General features: G+C 57.5%; 14 protein-coding genes and 1 pseudogene. 7 read left to right on the plus strand and 8 right to left on the minus strand.

Translation table 11 applies throughout. The features are described from left to right. Positions 1 to 95 precede the first annotated feature (95 nt). Positions 96 to 1,049 (plus strand): DMT family transporter, encoded by a 954-nt coding sequence (locus tag ACUIAF_RS06290; RefSeq protein ID WP_015021055.1) that lies wholly within the window; start codon positions 96 to 98, stop codon positions 1,047 to 1,049. Here the strand turns inward: ACUIAF_RS06290 and ACUIAF_RS06295 are convergent. The 8 genes from ACUIAF_RS06295 to dnaA form a co-directional block, all read right to left on the minus strand. After that, positions 995 to 2,110 carry a VanZ family protein gene (locus ACUIAF_RS06295; protein ID WP_015021054.1) on the minus strand — a complete coding sequence of 372 codons (1,116 nt, stop codon included), beginning with the start codon at positions 2,108 to 2,110 and terminating at the stop codon, positions 995 to 997. The genes ACUIAF_RS06290 and ACUIAF_RS06295 overlap by 55 nt on opposite strands. 58 nt (positions 2,111 to 2,168) lie before the next feature. Next, positions 2,169 to 2,795 (minus strand): DUF3566 domain-containing protein, encoded by a 627-nt coding sequence (locus ACUIAF_RS06300; protein ID WP_198216799.1) that lies wholly within the window; start codon positions 2,793 to 2,795, stop codon positions 2,169 to 2,171. Between the two features lie 105 nt (positions 2,796 to 2,900). After that, positions 2,901 to 5,528, minus strand: coding sequence for a DNA gyrase subunit A (gene gyrA, locus ACUIAF_RS06305; protein ID WP_445339174.1), 2,628 nt, complete (start codon positions 5,526 to 5,528; stop codon positions 2,901 to 2,903). Positions 5,529 to 5,663: 135 nt separating this feature from the next. Further along, positions 5,664 to 7,712, minus strand: a complete 2,049-nt coding sequence (gene gyrB / locus ACUIAF_RS06310; protein ID WP_445339175.1) for a DNA topoisomerase (ATP-hydrolyzing) subunit B — start codon at positions 7,710 to 7,712, stop codon at positions 5,664 to 5,666. Between the two features lie 292 nt (positions 7,713 to 8,004). Further along, positions 8,005 to 8,490: a DUF721 domain-containing protein gene (locus tag ACUIAF_RS06315; protein ID WP_232348564.1), complete on the minus strand. Its 486-nt coding sequence runs from the start codon at positions 8,488 to 8,490 to the stop codon at positions 8,005 to 8,007. Between the two features lie 8 nt (positions 8,491 to 8,498). Beyond that, positions 8,499 to 9,761, minus strand: coding sequence for a DNA replication/repair protein RecF (gene recF, locus ACUIAF_RS06320; protein ID WP_110416628.1), 1,263 nt, complete (start codon positions 9,759 to 9,761; stop codon positions 8,499 to 8,501). Between the two features lie 29 nt (positions 9,762 to 9,790). Beyond that, positions 9,791 to 10,915 (minus strand): DNA polymerase III subunit beta, encoded by a 1,125-nt coding sequence (gene dnaN / locus ACUIAF_RS06325; protein ID WP_110416627.1) that lies wholly within the window; start codon positions 10,913 to 10,915, stop codon positions 9,791 to 9,793. Between the two features lie 414 nt (positions 10,916 to 11,329). After that, entirely contained in the window at positions 11,330 to 13,072 is a 1,743-nt protein-coding gene (dnaA, locus tag ACUIAF_RS06330; protein ID WP_015021047.1) for a chromosomal replication initiator protein DnaA, read from the minus strand. Positions 13,073 to 13,404: 332 nt separating this feature from the next. On the opposite strand from dnaA, the gene rpmH reads away from it, so the two are divergent. The 6 genes and pseudogenes from rpmH (at position 13,405) to ACUIAF_RS06360 (ending at position 17,538) form a co-directional block, all read left to right on the plus strand. Beyond that, positions 13,405 to 13,539, plus strand: a complete 135-nt coding sequence (rpmH, locus tag ACUIAF_RS06335; RefSeq protein ID WP_015022700.1) for a 50S ribosomal protein L34 — start codon at positions 13,405 to 13,407, stop codon at positions 13,537 to 13,539. A gap of 26 nt (positions 13,540 to 13,565) precedes the next feature. Then, a pseudogene (gene rnpA, locus ACUIAF_RS06340) lies at positions 13,566 to 13,949 on the plus strand (ribonuclease P protein component); the annotation flags it as partial. 119 nt (positions 13,950 to 14,068) lie between these two features. Further along, positions 14,069 to 14,380, plus strand: coding sequence for a membrane protein insertion efficiency factor YidD (yidD, locus tag ACUIAF_RS06345; RefSeq protein WP_015022698.1), 312 nt, complete (start codon positions 14,069 to 14,071; stop codon positions 14,378 to 14,380). Between the two features lie 2 nt (positions 14,381 to 14,382). Beyond that, positions 14,383 to 15,405 carry a membrane protein insertase YidC gene (gene yidC / locus ACUIAF_RS06350; protein WP_445338221.1) on the plus strand — a complete coding sequence of 341 codons (1,023 nt, stop codon included), beginning with the start codon at positions 14,383 to 14,385 and terminating at the stop codon, positions 15,403 to 15,405. Between the two features lie 177 nt (positions 15,406 to 15,582). Continuing rightward, positions 15,583 to 16,224 carry a Jag family protein gene (locus ACUIAF_RS06355; protein WP_015022696.1) on the plus strand — a complete coding sequence of 214 codons (642 nt, stop codon included), beginning with the start codon at positions 15,583 to 15,585 and terminating at the stop codon, positions 16,222 to 16,224. A 432-nt stretch (positions 16,225 to 16,656) separates the two neighbouring features. After that, on the plus strand, positions 16,657 to 17,538 hold the full coding sequence (locus ACUIAF_RS06360; RefSeq protein ID WP_445338223.1) for a 16S rRNA (guanine(527)-N(7))-methyltransferase RsmG: 882 nt from the start codon (positions 16,657 to 16,659) through the stop codon (positions 17,536 to 17,538). Positions 17,539 to 19,246: the final 1,708 nt, after the last annotated feature.

The raw sequence follows: 19,246 nt of genomic DNA on the forward strand, positions 1-19,246 counted from the left end.
CCCGAAGCCGAACCAGGACAAGCCTGGTTTGGACTACTCGCTTTTGTCTTGCAAATCAATTCTCACTTGTGGACGGGCAAGATTAGAGTCGAAACATGTCTACCTTCGCACCCTCTTCGTCCTGGAAACCCTCCACCTGGCTGGCCCGCCTGATGCTGCTGATGGCCGCCGCCGCCTGGGGAGCCGGATACACCTTCGAAAAGGTTGCCATGGAGACCCTGACTGTGCGTTGGCTGATGGGCATTCGCATCCTGTGTGCCATCGTCATCATGACGCCCTTTTTGCTGCCACGGCTGCGTAGAACCGGAGCCATACACACCTTGGTACCGGGTCTGATTCTGGGGGTCAGCTACTGGGCGGCTTTCAGCCTGCAGATGATGGGGCTGACTACCATCGCCCCAGGCCGCAACTCATTCCTGACGGCCACCTACTGCATCTTTGTGCCCTTCCTGGTCTGGATCATGGCACGTCGACGGCCGGCCCTGCGCCACTTCATCGCGGCCGCCATCTGCATCCTGGGTGTGTCTCTGATCTCACTGCCAGCCCACGGCGGGGGACAGGGGCTGGCTCTGAGCACCGGTGACCTGCTGACCCTGGCCGGCGCCCTGCTCTACGGGGTCAACCTGGTAATCACCGGCTTCCTGACCAAGGAGTTCGATGCCCCCACCCTGACCTACCTGGAGCTGCTTTTCGGCGGTATCCTCTTCCTGGTCTGCGCGCTGATCTTCGATCCCTTGCCCAGTGCGGCCGACTTCACGCCTTCGACCCTGGGCTCCATGATTTATCTGACGCTGATCTCGACCCTGATGGCCCAGAACTTCCAGAACATCGCCTTTTCCAGGGTTCCAGCCGCCCAGGGTTCGCTGATCCTGTGCTCGGAGAGCCTGTTCGGCATGCTGGTCTCGGTCCTGATCCTGCACGAGGAGCTGACGGCCACCCATCTGTTGGGATTCGCCATCATCTTCGCCGCCATCATCCTGTCCGAGGTCAGGCTTCACCCCCGCCGGTCGTCGAAGGATTCCTCTGCACCCGTGTCCTCCTCCCGGTAGGCTGTCCCAGGCAAGAGGTCATAGGGCATCTGCCGCTTGATCAGATAGAAGACCAGCAGGAGCAGGGCCAGGATGCGCGTTGCAATCTGAACGTTGCCGGTCCAGGGGCCGAAGACTGCCAGGATGACTGCGGTCCGGAACAGATAGAAGAGGAAGCGGGACCAGCCATGCCGCTGCTTGGTCTCGACGGTCATGTGGGTGAAGGTGGCACCCAGTGTCCGTCCCCTGCGGGGCAGGGGGATAAGCAGTTCGAAGATCAGCAGCATGACCAGATTCACCACCATCCCGAACACATCCAGAGCTGATGGAGCAATCAGTAGCCCGCCAAAGCGGTAGTGGCCATCCAGCTGGTAGGTACCCAGGCGATGGACCGCATAGGTCACGCCCATCCCCAGGGACATGGACAGGATGGTGGCCAGGAGCAGATCCAAAGCCAGCGAGACGGCACGGTGTATGAACCCGGGGTTGGTGACCAGCTGGGCGGCGTCAGCCTGACGGGTGGGGACGAGTTTGTTGGCCACCATGGCCACCAGGTAGCCGATTATGGCGCCAGAAGTATTCCAAATCAGATCGTCCACGTCGAAGAGACGGTAGGCGCAGCCCACGATGCCGAAGACCCCGGTCAGCTGGGCCGTTTCGATGAAGAGGGAGACCAGGAGGGCGACCGGCAGGGCCAGGATGAAGCGCCAGCGGAAGACCCGCCCCATAATGAAGCCCAGGGGCAGGAAGAAGACTACATTGAGCAGGATCTGCAGCATGGCCATACGACCGCCTGTGCTCAGGTCGGTCAGGAACTGCAGGGGGTTGAGCTGGGGGCTCAGATGATGGGTGGCGCAGAAGGCGGCACGGTCGTCGGGCATGGGCCAGAGGGTGAAGAAGACCAGGGCCAGCAAGTATAAGACGGTCAGGTAGGCCGCCATGGCTGCTGTCAGCCGGAGCCGGTGATAGCGGTTGTAGATCAGGGCAAGAATGGGCAGGGTCAGAATCAGCGAGGCCAGCGGCCAAAAAACCAGAGATATGCCAAAGGAGCCGCTGAAGTAGTCCAAGTATGTCGAGAGCACGAATCCAGTCTAAATCGCTCTCGGGTCTATCGACCGATTGACCGTGCCGACGAAGAGCTCAGTCGTCGCCCAAGGTCACGTGGATGCCGCCTACCAGGGAACTGACCAGGTTGTAGAGGAAGGCGAAAATGGTGACCATAACCACTACTATGACAATCTCGAAAATGGAGAAGATGGTCACCGAACTCAGAACCGTCCCCAGGCTCAGCACCTGGCCCAGGTCGAAGCCGCCCGCGTCCAGGCCCGTCTTGGAGATGACCTGGGTCAGGTTGTCAAAGAGCCCCATGGCGTTGAGCAGGAACCAGAGCAGGGCAGCAGCCACCACCTGAATGATGCCCCCGGCGATGGCCAGCAGGAAGGTGACCTTGGCCACCGACCAGGGCTCCAATCGGGTCAGGGACAGTTGCATACGCCGGGCCCGAGGAACATGAGGACGCGCCGTCGAAGCCGAAGCCGCAGGCCGAACAGGACGGGACGAGGATACCTTGACCGGACCGGCAGCAGAAGCTGCGGTTCTTGCGGGACGTCCAGATGCCGTCCTGCCGGCTGCAGGAGTCGGGGGAGTGACCGATGAAGATCGACGGGACTCGCCCTGTGCGGATTCATCAGCCTTGGTCTTCCCCTTTTGGGGCTTACCAGCACCCTGCTTGCCGGCCTTGACCTGCTCCTGATCATCCTGGCTCATCGGCACTCCTTGATCCTTGCGTTCAATGGCCCGCGCATACTGCCGCTGGGCCTGCATGACTTCTTACGAGGCTACCAGTCTTGTCAGACTGGTAGCGGACCAAACTCAGTGCTCCTGGGTCAGGCTCTGGCCGTCGCCGGTTCCGGTGGTGGCGATGGGCTGATCCTTGGCTGCCAGGGGAGCGGCGGAAGCCAGGTCGGTCTGACCGGCATCCTCTTCCTGGTCATCACGTTCGGCATTACGAGCGATGGAGAGAATCTCGTCACCCTTGTCGGGCTTGGCCAGGGTGACCCCCTGGGTGTTACGACCGGTCCGCTTGACCTCGGCCACATCGGAACGGATGACCTTACCGGACTTCATGATGGCCATGATCTGGTCATCCTCGTTCACCACCAAGGCGCCGACCAGGGATCCACGGCCCTCCACCATGGCGATGGCCTTGACACCGTAACCGTTGCGGCCCTGCAGGCGGTACTCGCTCAGGGCGGTTCGCTTGGCAAAGCCCTCATCGGTGACCACCAGCAGGTCATCCTCGGACTCCTTGGCAATCACGTCCATGCTCAGCAACTCGTCGCCGGGCCGGAATCGCATGCCCTGGACGCCGGCGGTCTGCCGTCCCATGGGCCGCAGAGTGGAGTCGTCCGCCGAGAAGCGCACGCTCATGCCCTTGCGGGAGACAAGGATGATTTCGTCGTCGGCATTGCAGAGGGCGGCACCCACCAGCTCGTCGCTCTGGGGCACCTCCTGTCCCTCCTCGTCGGTGACGGTGCCCAGCTCCATCAGTCGCACGGCGATCAGGCCGCCCTGACGGGGCGAATCATACTCGTCCAGGCGGGTCTTCTTGACCCGTCCTGTCCGCGTGGCCAGTACCAGATAGTCGGCATCGTCGTAGCCGTGCAGGGAAAGGACCTGTTCAATCCGCTCGCCTTGGCCCAGCTGGAGCAGGTTGGCTACATGCTGACCCTTGGAGTCACGGGAACCCTCAGGCAGTTCATAGGCCTTGAGCCGGTACACCCTGCCCTTGTTGGTGAAGAAGAGCAGCCAGTTGTGGGTGCTGGTCAGGAAGAAGTGGTCCACCACGTCGTCCTCGCGCAGCCTGGCCCCGCGGATGCCCTTGCCGCCGCGGTGCTGGGCACGGTACTCGTCGGCCTTGGTCCGCTTGACGAAGCCGGAATGGGTGACGGTGACCACCACCTGCTCGTCGGCAATCAGATCCTCCACGTTCATCTCGCCCGAGTAAGGGACGATCCGGGTGCGCCGCTCGTCACCGTACTTGTCGACGATCTCGTCCAACTCGTCGCCCACGATGGTGCGCTGGCGCTCTGGGTGGGCCAGGATGTCGTTGTAGTCGGCGATCTTGCGCATGAGATCCTCGTGCTCATCCAGGATCTTCTGCCGTTCCAGGGCGGCCAGACGGCGCAGCTGCATGGCCAGGATGGCGTCGGCCTGAACCTCGTCCACATCCAGCAGCTCCATCAGGCCGGTGCGGGCAGTCTCTACATCCTTGGAGGCTCGAATCAGGGCAATGACCTGGTCGATCATGTCCAAGGCCTTCAGATACCCCTGCAGTATATGGTCGCGATCCTCGGCCTCACGCTTCAGATAGCGTGTGCGCCGCTCGACCACGTCCAGCTGGTGGTCCACCCAGTGGCGGATGAAGGCATCCAGGCTCAGCGTCCTGGGAACCCCGTCCACCAGGGCCAGCATATTGGCCCCGAAGGTCTGCTGGAGCTGGGTGTGCTTATAAAGGTTGTTGAGAACCACCTTGGGCACGGCATCGCGCTTGAGCACCAGGACCAGGCGCTGGCCGGTGCGGCCCGATGTCTCGTCGCGCATGTCGGCGATGCCCTGGATCTTGCCGTCGCGCACGGCCTCGCGGATGGACGAGGCCAGCCGGTCGGGGTTGACCTGGTAGGGCAGTTCGGTGACCACCAGGCACATCCTTCCGCGGATCTCCTCGGTATTGACCACTGCCCGCATGGTGATCAGGCCCCGTCCTGTCCGGTAGGCCTGCTCGATGCCCTTGTGCCCAAGAATGGTGGCGCCCGTGGGGAAGTCAGGCCCCTTGATGATGGCGATCAGAGCGTTGAGCAGCTCCTCCTTGGAGGCCTCGGGATGCTCCAGTGCCCAGTGCACACCCTTGGACACCTCGCGCAGATTGTGCGGAGGAATGTTGGTGGCCATACCCACGGCGATCCCGGCCGATCCGTTGACCAGCAGGTTGGGGAAGCGGGAGGGCAGAACCGTCGGCTCCTGGGTTTTGCCGTCGTAGTTGGGGATGAAGTCGACCGTATCCTTGTCGATGTCGCGCACCATCTCCATGGCCAAGGGGGCCATGCGGCACTCGGTGTACCTCATGGCGGCTGCCGGGTCGTCGCCGGGGGAGCCGAAGTTGCCCTGGCCGTCCACCAGCGGATAGCGCATGGACCAGGACTGGGCCAGGCGCACGATGGTGTCATAGATGGCCGCATCGCCGTGGGGGTGGTACTTGCCCATGACGTCGCCTACAACGCGCGAGCACTTGTTGTAGCCGCGGTCGGGCCGGTATCCACCGTCATACATGGCGTAGATGACCCTGCGGTGCACTGGCTTCATGCCGTCGCGGACGTCGGGCAGGGCGCGCTCCACAATCACTGACAGGGCATAGGACAGGTAGGATTCCCGCATCTCCTGCTGAAGGTCAATGGGCTGAATCCGCTCGCCCTTCAGGAGGCCGTAGTCGGTGTTGTCCATCTCCTGAGGGCTGAGTGGCTCTCGAGACCCGTCGGGCAGGTTGAGGCCATCCTGTTCCGGGTTGTTGTCGTTGTTGTTATCGTCTGCCAAAATCGATCCTTAGCTCAAATGTTGAAAAGGGGAGGCGTCCGCGTCTCAGGCGTCGATGAAGCGGGCGTCGTGGGCGTTGCGCTGGATGAACAGACGCCGGGGTTCGACCTCGTCGCCCATGAGCATGGTGAAGGTCTCGTCGGCCTGCTCGGCGTCATCGATGCGGATCTTCTTGAGGATGCGGTGCTCCGGATCCATGGTGGTCTCCCAGAGTTCCTGGTAGCTCATCTCGCCCAGACCCTTGTAGCGCTGGATTCCTTCGCCCTTGGGCAGCTGCCGACCGGAGGCCTTGCCCTCGGCCAGGACCCTGTCGCGCTCGGCATCGGTGTAGACGAAGCTGTGCGGTCCCTTGGTCCACTTGAGCCGGTAGAGCGGTGGCATGGCCACGTAGACATAGCCAGCCTCGATCATGGGCCGCATATAGCGGAAGAAGAGGGTCAGATTCAGGGTGGCGATGTGGGCGCCGTCCACATCGGCGTCGGCCATGATGATGACCTTGTGGTAGCGCACCTTGTCGATGTTGAAGTCCTCGCCGTATCCGCCGCCCACGGCAGTGATCAGGGATTCGATGGTGTCGGACTTCATCATGCGGTCCAGGCTGGCCCGCTCCGTGTTGAGGATCTTGCCGCGCAGGGGCAGGATGGCCTGGGTCATAGGGTTGCGCCCCTGAATAGCCGAGCCGCCTGCGGAGTCGCCCTCCACGATGAACAGCTCGCACTCCTCGGGGTCGTTGGACTGGCAGTCCTTGAGCTTGTCTGGCATGCCGGCCGTCTCGAAGATTGACTTGCGCCGGGTGTTTTCGCGGGCCTTCTTGGCAGCGATCCGGGCCCGGGAGGCCTCCATGGCCTTCTGGATGATGGCCTTGGCCTCACCTGGGTGGGCGTCGAACCAGTCGCTCAGTCTCTCGGTCATGACCCGCTGGACGAAGGTCTTGGCCTCGGAATTACCCAGCTTGGTCTTGGTCTGGCCCTCGAACTGGGGGTTGGTCAGCTTGACGGAGACCACGGCGGTCAGCCCCTCGCGCACGTCGTCGCCAGAGAGGTTGTCGTCCTTGTCCTTGAGGATGTTCTTGTCCCGGGCGTAGCGGTTGATCATGCTGGTCAGAGCCGCACGGAACCCCTCCTCATGGGTGCCGCCCTCGGTGGTCGCGATGGTGTTGGCGAAGGTGTGGACCGACTCCGAGTAGGCGGTGGTCCACTGCATGGCCACCTCGGCGGAGATGCCCAGCTTCAGATCCTCGGCCTCGAAGTCGATGACCTCGGCCTCCACAGGCGTGGCCTTCCTGACCTTGACCAGGTAGTCCACATAGTCCTTGATGCCGTTGGCATACTGGTAGCTGACTGACTGGCCCTTCTGCTCCGGGGTCTGCTCCTCGCCCGCCACCTCGTCACCGGCCTGGTCATTGGGGCGCAGGTCGGTCAGGGTGATCCGCAGACCCTTGTTGAGGAAGGCCATCTGCTGGAAACGGCTACGCAGGGTCTCAAAATCATAGACCGTGGTTTCGAAGATCTTGGGATCGGCCCAGAAAGTCACCGAGGTGCCGGTGCTCTCGTCCGGCCCCATGGCCTGGTCCTTGGACAGGGGAGCGGTTGGCTTCTGGTTGCGGAAGCTCTGATGCCAGTGATAGCCCTGTCGGCGCACCTGGACGTCGATCCGGGTAGACAGGGCATTGACCACGGAGATGCCCACGCCGTGCAGGCCGCCCGAGACCGCGTAGCCGCCGCCACCGAACTTGCCACCGGCATGCAGCTTGGTCATGACCACCTCGACGCCGCTCTTGCCCTCGCCTGGCACCTCGTCCACAGGGATGCCGCGCCCGTTGTCGTCCACACGGATGCCGTTGTCAGGCAGGATGGTGACTTCAATATGATCGGCGTACCCGGCCAGGGCCTCGTCGACCGAGTTGTCGACGATCTCGTAGACCAGATGATGCAGGCCCCTGGGGCCCGTCGAGCCGATGTACATGCCAGGACGGACGCGAACCGCCTCCAGCCCCTCCAGCACCTTCAGATCGCTGGCGTCATAGTGCTCGGGGGAGAGCGAGTCATCCAGCTGCGCGTCGTCCAGCCGGTCCAGCTGATCCTGGCCCGTCATGCCATCATCCTGAGGCTTGTCCTCCTCATGCTCCCGGCCCTCTTGCGGGGTCCGGGACGGGTCGGTGTTGAGATCTGCCACGGATAGTCCTTTCTGCACCCCCATCGTCGGCCACTGACGACAAAGCAGCTTCCGTTCGTGGTCGAGCGGGGGATTGAGTCATGGTCACCAGGTTCCAAATCGTCCATAAAGGGGCCTTGGAAGCGTTTGACCCTATAACCTATAGAATACCAGCGCTATGGGACTTTAGGCTTACAGAAAGCTGGGAAGACGGTATTCGCAGATTATGGGTTCACCCATAGGTGTCGCGCACGCCTCGGCCGGGCGGATCGAACCGCGAACGGCGGAAGCTGTAGTTGTGGGGGCCGGTCACCCGAATCTGCTTGACCGGCATGCCCAGTCGTTTGACAATGGTCGCCTTGAGCTGAGGGACCAGGTAAGTCAGCTGGGTGGCCCAGACCGTGGTCTGCGCCTGGATAATCAGCACGCCTTCCTGGTAGGAGACCACTCTCGAATGGGCGGCGATGCCGGGTCCCACCACACTGTCCCACTGGTTGCGCAGCCGGGCTACCTTCAGATGGCTGGTCCACCCGCTCCCGGCAGCCAGGCTGGTCACCACGCCTCCTAGTTTGGCTGGATCGCGGCCCGGCTTGCCGAATGCATACCAGGCCTTACGGGAGTTGTCCTCCCGCTGTCGACGAGTGGCAGCCCGTCGCGTACAGCCTTCGAAGACCAGGGCCGGCAATCGACGCTGATCCAGGTGCAGGGTCTCAACCATGGGCGCCTTCATGACTGGTCGTTTTCTTCCGACTCATGCGGCATATCCGAGTCGTCATGAGCCGTCCCTCTGGTTCGACGCAGATCCTGCATGGCACTGGCAATGGCGGGATCCTGGGCGGCCGGATCGGATGGCTGCACAGGTCTCAGTCGGGACACATCCACCAGCCTGGCACCCTGCAGGGAGGGAATATCGCTGTCGGCGGCCACGGTAATCAGCACCTGGTCCTGCTGACGGGCAAAATCCAGAATCTGATCCCTGCGGCCCCGATCCAACTGGGCGAAGACATCATCCAGAATGACGATGGGCTCCAAGGAGCGACGATCCTTGACCACCTGCAGCAGAGCCAGCCGCAAAGCCAGGGCCAGGGTCCACATCTCACCGTTGGAGGCGAACTCCCGGGCAGGCATGCCATTGAGAGTGAAAGCCAGATCATCGCGCTGGGGACCAATCAGATTGGTGCCTCGGGCCACTTCTCCCGGGTATATCCGCTGAAAGTGACGGCTGACGGCTTCGGCGACTTCGGGACCTGTCTGCTTATCTGGGCCAATCTCCTCCAGAGATGGCCGGTAGGTCAATCGAGCATCCTGATCAGAGCCTGCCAGCCGACCATACAAATCGCTGAAGGGCTGATTCAGAGCCTCTACCAGAGCCGCTCGTCGGCAGCTCAAATCCAGTCCGGTGCGAATGAACTGCCCAGTCCAGACCTCAAGGCCGGACAAGGCGGCGTCACGCCCATTACCCGAGGGATCATAGCCCGCTTGGGAAAGCTGCTTGAGCAGGGCGGAGCGCTGCCTGGCTACATGGCGAAAATCCTGCCGGACCTGGAAGTAGTCGGCATCGAGCTGGCTGCCGGCCTGGTCCAGCACGGCCCGCCTGGCTGCCGGCTCTCCGGAGACCATCAGCTGATCCTCGGGGCTGAAAGTCACGCAGGGCACCCGACCTACCAGGTCACGCTGATAGAGGGAAGGCCCGCCGTTGATTCTTCCCCGGTTGGCTCCTTTGGCGGCAATGGTCAGCTCATAGTCGGTGGCGGTTCCGTCCTGCTCCAGCCTGGCCCTGATGGTGGCCTTGGACTGCCCACGTTCTACCAAAGGCAAGGAGGATGAGGTCCTATGGCTGCCGCCAGTGGAAAGGACCTCGATGGCCTCGACCAGGTTGGTCTTACCCAGGCCGTTGCGCCCCTCGAGAATGGTCACCCCGGGTTCAAGATCGAGGACGCAATGCTCCCAGGAACGGAAGTGATCCAGAACCAGACGGGAGATGTGCACGACGATCGTTCCTTGAACCTGCCCGGGTGTCAGTTGTTGAAACGCATGGGTACCAGCAGGTAACGGTAGTCCATGGACTCCTCGGAATCCTGCTCCTGCTGACCGTTGAACTCCACGGCCTTGACAGCCGAGGTCATCTTGATGCGGACAAAGGGCTCGGCAATGGCGCCCAACCCATCAATCAGATAGCTGGGGTTGAAAGCCACCGTGATGTCTTCACCGTCCAGATCCACCTGCAGAACCTCATGGGCCTGCGCCTCGTCAGCTGTGCCTGCGCTCAGGGTCACCTCGTTGCCGGAAAAGACCATACGAATGGGGGCGTTGCGTTCGGCCACCAGAGCCACACGCTTGATGGCGTCAATCAGATCCTGCCGGGCGATGACCGCCTGGATGGGGTACTCGTCCGAAAAGAGACGATCAACGGCCGGAAATTCTCCATCAATCAGCTGGGTGGTGGATATTTTGCCAGCGTTTTCCACGCCCATGATGGTGGGGTTGTCAGCCTCGTAATCCATGGTTACATTCTGGTGTTCGTCCAGGGAACGGGCGATGTCTCGCAGCAGGGAGCCACGGATCAGCATGGAGGTGGAAAAGTCGGAGTCGCGAGGAGTCCAGGTGAAGCTCGACCGGGACAGCCTGAAACGGTCGGTGGCGGTCATGACCACCTTGTCCCCGGTGATTTCGGTCTTGACGCTGGTCAGTACAGGCCGGCTCTCTTCCCTGGAAACGGCGACGATGGACTGGGAGATGGACTGGATAAAGGTCTCAGCATCCACCTGACCCATGGGTTCGGGGACGGCAGGGAGGTCTGGATACTCGCTGTCGGGCATCAGTTGCAGGGAAAAAGTCGATTTGCCCGAGGTAATGGTCATCTTGGATCCCTCGGTTGACAGATAGGTCTTCTCCGACGGCAGGGATTTGGTGATGTCCGCCAACAGTTTGCCCAGGACCAGAGCCGTTCCGGATTCGTCGATGCCTGCTTCGATGTGGTTTCTTGCCGAAACCTCGTAGTCGAAAGCGGACAGTTTCAATGTTCCGTCAGAGGCTTCCATCCTGATACCCGCCAGAATCGGCGAAGCCGGTCGGGAAGGGATGATGCGGGTGGTCCAGGCCACTGCATCCGAGAGTGCGGATGAATTCACTTCTACTTTCATGGGAGCCTTCTTGTCGATGAATGAACTGGTCTCATTCTATCGAATAGCTCTGGTGATGTGGTTGGAGTGAGCAGATGTGCTTGAGTGTGAAGGTGACTATTGCATAAATATACATAGAGTCATCGTAATAAGCACGGTGGATGGTGTGGATAAGTTCTTAAATCCCTGCAACGTGGTGGATACACACCGCCCAATCGCTGTGGACAAGTGGTGAGATCGATGTGAACAAGAAGTCGAGTTGTGCACAGGGATGGATTTCTGCCGAGTTATCCACAAAATTAGTGTGGTTATTCGCTGAGAATCCACCGCCTGTCCCCGGAAAAGCGGTGGGTTATTCCCAAGGATTGCCCACATCCGGGGATAAGTAGGTGGATATCTTTTTTCGGCAATCCACACTGGTGTCTGCGTGTCGTGTCAGTTCTGAGGCTGCTTGAGCCGAACCGTCAGCTCCATGACGTAGTTGTAAATCTCCCTTTTCTCCTGCATCTCATTGGAGATACGAGTGTATGCGTGCATGACTGTGGTGTGATCGCGGCCACCGAAGACCTCGCCAATGTCAACCAAGGACATGCTGGTCATTTCCCGGGCCAGGTACATGGCAATCTGCCGGGCCAGGGCGATGTTCTTGGTGCGCGTGCGGCCGACTATATCGTCAAAGGTCAGATGGAAGTACTTGGCCACCTGGGAGATGATGTCAGTGGGCTTGATTTCTACGTCCGTTGAGAAGAAGTCCTGCAGGGTCTGTTCAGCCAATGCTGTGGTAACCGGCTGATTATTGAGGCTGGCCACGGCCGTGACGCGGGTCAGGGCCCCCTCAAGTTCTCGGATGTTCTCGGTGAAGCGTTCCGCAATCAGGTCCAGGACCTCGTTGGGAATACTGACCCCGTTCATGGAGGCCATCATCCTAAGTATGGCCACCCGGGTCTCCCTGTCTGGTGGTTTGACATCCACGGTCAGACCCGAATCGAAGCGCGAAATCAGTCGGGATTCGAAGCCTTTCAGATTCTTGGGGGCCACATCCGAGGCGATGACGATGCGCTTATTGGCGTCATGGAGGGCATTAAAGGTGTGGAAGAACTGATCCAGGGTGGCTTCCTTGCCTCCCAGAAATTGGATGTCATCGATAAGAAGCACATCCACCTGCCGATAGCGGCGGTTGAATTCAGCTATCTGCCCCGATCCTTGGGTGGAGTTCTGCAGGGCGTCAATGAATTCGTTGGTGAATTCCTCCGAGTTGACGTATCGGACTTTGAGCGAGGGATCCTTGACCAGAGCATAATTGCCGATGGCGTTGAGCAGATGGGTTTTGCCCAGGCCTGAGCTGCCGTAGATACATAAGGGGTTGAAGTCCTGGCCCGATCCTTCGGCCACGGCCAAGGCCACGGTCCGTGCAAAACGGTTGGAGTCGCCTGGGACGAAGGTGTCGAATGTGGCGTTTTTGTTCAGGTGGGTCTGTGGGTCACGCTCCACCCTGTTCTGGCTCATGGGGAAGCGCGGCACGGTAAAGGCGGGCCGGGATGCGGTCCTGTCTGCCTCGCTTTGTTGATCGGCATCACCGCCTGCCGTTGACCTCATAGCAGGGGAGGGCTCTGACAGCTCAGCCTGCATATCCAAGGTCATGGGCACATAGGTGCCCTCATGGAAGTCATTAACGGAAACAACAGGGGACTTGGATGTTCCAGCAGTCTCGGTCTGCCAGTCCGAGTGGGTCTCCGAGCCGGGGGTTCGATCTGCGCCGGTCTGACGCTGATAGTCGCCGTAAGGATCCTGAGCGGGACTGTGGACCTGACGGAACTCGCCGCTTCCCGGGGCGGAGCCAGCCAAGGCGGATGTTCGTTGGTCTTTCTGCTGGTCGGCAGCCATCTGTTTGGCCATCTGCTCCGGATAGACGATCTTGATGGCCGGGAACATTTCCTGGTTGGTGACCAGCTGCAGTGCATTGAGGAGGGGCTGACTGAGCGGTCCCTGCACAGCCTCCTGGGTGGCCTTAGAGGAGACCCGCAGAACGATGGTGGTGCCGAAGACCGCCTCAGGGGTGATGTCCTCCAGCCAACCCTTGTCCCTGGAGGTCAATGAGCTGCTGTAGCGGAGCACCTGCAGGACCGAATCCCAGATTCTCTCGGCCTGGGCAGCGGCATCCAGCGGATCCTGCGCCATCAGTATGCTCCTCTCTTCTCGACGACGGATTGTCCCGGTCTTCCTGCTTCTCTCAAAGTAGACAGTAGCCCATTGTTACACCGACTTTGCGTGGTTATCCACAGGATAGCGTGTTGTATCTGCGCCGAATGTGAATAACAGTGATGTAATTTGTGGATAAGTGAGGAGGCTCTTTCTCCCGCCATGACAGGGTTTGCGCAAGGTAGGGAGTGGTCTTCACCAGTAGGATGATGGAAGCCTGTTTGACTCCGTCCCGGCTCATGTGTACCGTGATATAGCTTGACTCATTACGAGCCGTACTCGAGTATGTCTACACACGGGAGCAACGAATTATGAAGAGGACATTCCAGCCCAACAATCGCCGTCGTCACATGAAGCACGGATTCCGCGCTCGCATGCGCACCCGCTCCGGTCGTGCCCTGATCAACCGCCGCCGGGCAAAGGGCCGTCGGACCCTCTCCGCCTGAGCCGGATCCCAATCCCTTTTCAGAAGGTGGAACGGCTGAGGAGCCACCGGGAGTTCACGGCGGTGCTCAGGCGACGTCATCGGGTCAGTAGTAGGGATCTGGTCATACATTATTGGATACCCGGATCTGACCGGACGGCGACTCAGTTGCCGGTGACATCGGCTGTGCGCGAAGGGCGGCATGACATCCTGCCTGTAGGCAGACGCCGCATGGGGCTTGCTGTGTCCAAAAATGTGGGTAAAGCCGTGACTAGGAACAAGGTCAAGCGCAGATTCAGGCAACTTGCCGGATTCAAGGAGGACCTGCTGCCATCCTCCTGTGATCTGGTCCTGCGCGCCAAACCCAGCGCTGCTACAGCCACCTACAAGCAGCTGGAGGAGCAAGTGGACAGGCTCTTCCGTGACCTCACGCATAAGACCGGAAAGACTGTCGGCAGTCTCGATGCACAGGGACAGTCAGGTCTGCAGCTCGCCGGCGGATCCAAGGGTCGACCGATTCAACGACTGGAAGCCAACGAAGGATGTAGGGCATGAGCGGCCTGGCCTCCCGGACTTTGCAGGGTGCAGTCCGCTGGTATCAGCGCCACATCTCACCCTTGTCGCCGCCGAGGTGCCGTTACTACCCGACGTGCTCACAGTACGCTTTGACCGCCCTGAAACGGTTCGGGGCCTTGCGTGGAACCATCCTGGCCGTTCTGCGCCTGTTGCGTTGCACACCCTTCAACAACGGCGGAATCGATGACGTGCCCCAAAGATTTTCCATCTTCTATCGGTTCTCGTGGTCAAAGGCCCATGAGGAGGCCCGGCTGACCCCCATGGCCCCAGACAAGGAGACGGCCTGACAATGTTCCAGAACAACGACACCTTTACTTTCGATACGGGCATATACGGCTTCTTCTACAAGATCCTGTACCCTATCGAGTGGCTCATGACCTACATCATGACCTACTGCCACAAGTTCCTGACCTTGATCGGGTTCCACAAGGGTCCCGGCGTGGCCTGGGCGCTCTCGGTAGTGATGTTGGTGCTGGTCGTCAACCTGTGTGTCCTGCCGCTCTTCATCAAGCAGCTGCGATCCATGCAAAAGATGCAGGCCCTGCAGCCCAAACTGATGAAGATCCAGAACAAATACCGCAACAAGAAGGATCCGGCTAGCCGAGAGGCCATGAGTCGGGAGACCATGAAGGTCTACCAGGACAATCATGCCAACCCTATGGGGTCCTGTCTGCCTGCGTTGGTCCAGGGCCCGGTCTTCATGACCATGTTCTATGTGCTTTCGGCTGTGCCCTTCATCGCCCGTGGCAAGCGGGCACCTCTGGGAGCCTTCAATCGACAGGTGGCGCGGGAATTCGAAGAGACCACCTTCTTCGGGCTGCGGATTTCTGACAACTTCATGTCAGCCCAGGGTGCGGGCCGCATAGTCATTGTGGTCTTCATTGTGCTCATGTGCCTGGCCATGTTCTACTCGCAGTTCCACAACGTCCGGCGGAACATGCCCAGGTCGGCCATGCAGGGACAGCAGTACAAGTTGCAGCAGATGATGGCCTTCATCTTTCCGGTCATGTATATCTTCTCGGGCATATACTTCCCCTTCGCTGTGTTGATTTACTGGTTGACCAACAACCTTTGGAATCTGGGCCGAACCCTCTTCCAGGTCCGTCATATGCCAACGCCGGGCTCGCCGGCCGCAGAGAGCAAGGAAGAGCGTGACCATCGCCGTGAGAATGCCCGCCGCAAGCGCCAGGGGCTGCCCTCTTTGGAGGAGGAGCAGTTGATGGAGGCCAAGAGGTTGGAAGAGGAAGCCCGCAGCAACAAGAACATCTCCCACCAGCGTTCCCAGCCCCATCGCAAACGTCGCGGCCGTTGATGCGGCTACTGGCGGTGGAGGCCGGCGTGGTAACCCGGCTTTCGGTCGGGCGAATACTGGAGTAATCTGCAATCATCACGTCCGTGTATCCTCGATACTGGACACTCGATTGGTGACCAGGAATCCAGTGGACCTGAGGTTATGAATCGGATGTAAACGCGTGTAAGGAGAGCATAGATGTCTCAGTCTCTGGACCAGGGAAAGACCATCGAGCAACTCAATGAGGAGGCGGATGTCGCCGCCGACTATCTGGAGGGGTTGCTGGACATCGTCGATTACGAGGGCGATATCGAGATGGGGGTGCGCAACCACCGTCCGACCGTGCAGATTGTGGCTGACGACGATACGGACATTAAGCATCTGATCGGCAAGGATGGTGAGGTGGTCGATGCTCTTCAGCAGCTGACACGCTTGGCCGTGCAGCAGAAGATAGGGGAGCGCTCCCATCTGATTGTGGATGTGGATGGTTTCCTGCGGCGCAAGCGCGAACATCTTCGCGAGCAGGCCCTGGATGTGATTGATGAGGTTCGTGAGACCGGCGATCCCGTCAATATGAAGCCTATGAACTCTTTCGAGCGCAAGATCGTCCATGACATGGTCCGCGAGGAGGGGCTGAAGTCACGCTCCCACGGCGAGGAACCCCATCGTTATGTCACTGTCTACCTGAAGGCCAGGAGCGAAGACGAAGACCTGCCTGACGATGCTGAGGACGAACCTGTCGGATATGATGCCCCGTTGGACGCGGATGAAACAGATCAGGCTGATGATTCGGTTGATTACACAGATGATGGCGATTCTATGGATACCGACATGGAGTGACTACAGAGTCATGCAGGGTTATGGGCTGATGAAGAACTTATGACGTTGGATCCTTTGGATTGTTCCATCGTTTGGCGCAGTCATGCATGCTTTCTAACCAAGTGTGTTGTGCTATTTGCCAGTGTATTATTTGGCAGGTGCCTAGTGTTGTTCGGCTCATGAGGGTTCTTGGTTCGCCATGCTGCTTAATTCGGATTGTGCCTGGTCGATGATCTTGTTTAAGGGACTGCATCCCAAGCTGTTCGATAGGATACTGATGTATGACTCTTGATGCCCTTTTGCGGTTGAAAACCGTATGGTGGTAATGGTCTTAGAAATCCAGCAGTTTTCGGTTCCGGCAGTGTGAATTCTCGCTGGATACCAGACAGTATGCCGTTGTCATAGTCTGTGGCTGTGATTGACTGGGCTTCGAACGTGAAGTGAGGAGTGTAAATGGCTGTTGTGGATGATGAGCTGAACAATAGTCCCCTCTTGAGGCAGGTGCTCGGCGATGCACTGGTGCCCATGCAGCGTTTCCACGACAAGCTCTTGCACGAGGGTGTGGAGAGGGGAATCATTGGCCCTCGCGATGAAGGTATTATTTGGGAGCGGCACATACTCAATTCAGCGGCTATTGTGCCGTTCGTGCGTGAGCGATTGAACACTGACTCTCGCACGGCAACGGTGGCGGATATAGGTTCCGGTGGAGGCTTCCCTGGTATTGTACTGGCTGCCTGCCTACCGCAGTGCAATGTTGTTCTGGTCGAGCCGATGGAGCGGCGTGTAACCTGGTTGCAGGAAGTCGTTGACGAGTTGCACCTGGCTAATGCGTTTGTGTTCCGCAAGCGTGCAGAGGATCTGGTTCCACAACCCTCTAAGGCTTCGATGAGGCACAACAAAAAAGGTTCACAGAGTCGTCGTCATGGTCGTCGTCTCAACGAGAAACAGCCTGCTTCGACATACGGCCGTGGTGGTTCTTTAAATTCGGTCGCAGCTAGGAATGCTGAAAGCCAACAAGGAGTAAAGAGTCAAAACTCCTCGGAGACGGTTGGAGCAGGCCTAACAGGCGTCGAATCCAATCATCCAATTCCGCAGACTTTTGATGTCGTGACATGCCGAGCTGTAGCCCCAATGACAAAGCTCGCCGGATGGACCTTGCCTCTTTTGAGATCGCAAGGTCAGCTTATCGCACTTAAGGGTCGTTCGGCACAGGCAGAGCTCGATAAGGCTGCCAAAGAGATAAAGAAATATCATGGAGAGAATCCACGGGTTTGCCGAGCTCCAATCGCACCTGGGCTTGAGGATACCCACGTGGTTCTCGTGGATAAACATTAAAGCAGAACACCGATATGACTTTATTTAATGATTCAGGCGTCCGAGATTTTCCTCAATAAGAAGAAAAGAATTGGCCGGGTAAGATAAATAATTATCAGCATCTAGAATAGAGGCCTGCCGAATGTCTGATTAGAGATGATGACTAAGCTCTGCCAGATTTGATCGTACTTTTCAAAGCAGCAGATTAAATGATCTTCAATCGATATAAATGGAATATTAGGTTAAGGAGAAGGTGAGTACGTAGCAGAATTATACTGTATGCTATAAATTTGCATTCAGTCCAGATATTTCTAGTTATTTGATACAAAATTTTTGATAAAAGTGTCATAGACCCTGGCAGAATAGAATATATATAATAAAAATATTCGAAACATAAGCGTCTTTTGCCTTGAATAAAGCGCACATCATAGTGCCTCTTTGAGTTATCGGACCCGTAGTATTATCTCATCCTGATTGCGTAATCCAAGCATTCTTGGACTGATAGCATCAGGTTTATCCTGGAAGTGGATGTACTGTCGTCTTTCTGATGCTTGATCAAGAGACTTAGGAGATGTTTTAGTTTCGTTGTTTTGAAATCTATGAATCCACACACTTCATGTACTTGATACCCGTAGTTACACTGTTATCGCTCTATCTATTTCCTAGTTTCCCTAACCTCATGGGAGTTTATTGTCTCTAGACCTGTGTCTCAATCTTCACTGTTCCCTTTTTAATGCTCATAGAGGTAAGTAGATTCCTGCATACGCACGAGGATTGCACGAGTTACCGGTTAATCAGTTTAGACAATGGCTCTAATATTGTTTAAAAAGACAAAAGTGCCCCAATATATTGAGTATGGGATAACCAATTTGAGTTACCATGAAGCTATTCAAGTATCTTATATGCTGCCACTATCGAATGTTTCACGTGAAACATTGTAAAGTAAATACCTTTTTTAACCGGAAACAGAGAAACAGGAACCCTTGATCGAAGGTGTGACAAGGCCAAATAACAAATCGACGATTAAGTGTATGTTGCGCAAGAAGGTCAATCCGTCACTAATATATTTCGGGCAACACCGCGCATGACATTATTGAGTCGGTTCCGCCTCTAGTGGATGATATCTATGTAATGACAGATTTAATGTTTCACGTGAGACACGTAGCATAGCATGGACCAATCACGACTAAGGTCATAGAAGCAAAAGAGCAAGGTTATTGCAGTATCTTTTAGATTTTGTTTAGGGAAAAGTTGTCAATGGTCGCATTTCTTAGATACTTCCTTTTTTAATCTAAAGCGCATGATGTAAAACACAGTGGCGTTTTATATACTGATGCTGATAGATTAATGACAAAGCTCATACTTAAATCAAAACAAGTAGTCCAGTATCTTGATTCGTTAGTGGTTAAAAAACGGTGGATTAATATGATTGGAAAACACACAAAACTAAGCCATCCGCTTTGTTTGCCAGCAATTTACGGGGTGACGTTACTTCTTGGGCAATATAGATGTTTCACGTGAAACACTATCATGCTGTACAGTTGTATAAGGTCTCCGTCCGAAGGATTAATTTGAAAGTTACAGCAGTTTTATAATCGCTATTCAACAGGTGATGAAATCATTGATTATAACCATGAACTGTGCTGTTTAAATTGACGGCGAGATTGATTTAATGGTTTGTTGTTTGTAAGTTATGCACAATTGAGATGCGACGATTGAATTATCCACA

The organism is Bifidobacterium sp. ESL0822, assembly GCF_052606675.1.